Genomic DNA, 523 nt, shown 5'->3' with positions numbered 1-523 from the left:
GGGGTCATTATGTCTATGTGCTTTCAAGATTCAAGGTAAGTGTGAGTCATCTGAATGGATTCTATCCAACACATTTTGTGACTATCGTTTAATCTCAGCGGACAAGGAAGCGTAATGACAATAGATGATACATTTTGGCTAGTAGCCAAGAGAAAGGGTTTTGTTCGGTTTGTAATTGAAACTGGCTTACCATTTAGTTTAATCATGTTTATTGCAACTGGAGTCATTTACGATCAATTTGGTGATGGTTTTCTAAATTTGAACGTATTGAAACATGTGGTCGTTTGGCTAGTCGGTGGCGTCTTTTTTGGTATTTACCAGTGGTATAACTTAAAAAGACGAGCGTCCGGACAGGTCTGACAAAGGTAAACATGTACTTGGATGGTACGCACATAACAAATGTTTAAGAGGGATTCGCAACGCGTGGCATTTTCACTACGCGTTGGTTTTAGTGATTAAGGTGGTATGCAGAAGCTTCGGTATTGCGTCGCTCACCCCTTAACATGGCGTTGATATGACCCCC

The 523-nt window shown here is 40.9% G+C and carries 1 protein-coding gene; it reads left to right on the top strand.

Annotated features, from left to right (window positions below):
- Window positions 1-114: 114 nt before the first annotated feature.
- On the top strand, window positions 115-360 hold the full coding sequence (locus KIV40_RS27280) for a hypothetical protein (protein ID WP_004739430.1): 246 nt from the start codon (window positions 115-117) through the stop codon (window positions 358-360).
- Window positions 361-523 lie beyond the last annotated feature (163 nt).

It is taken from the genome of Vibrio sp. D173a (assembly GCF_030248475.1).
Note: the sequence above shows the minus strand (reverse complement) of the source record. Positions and strands in the feature narration are given on the sequence as shown.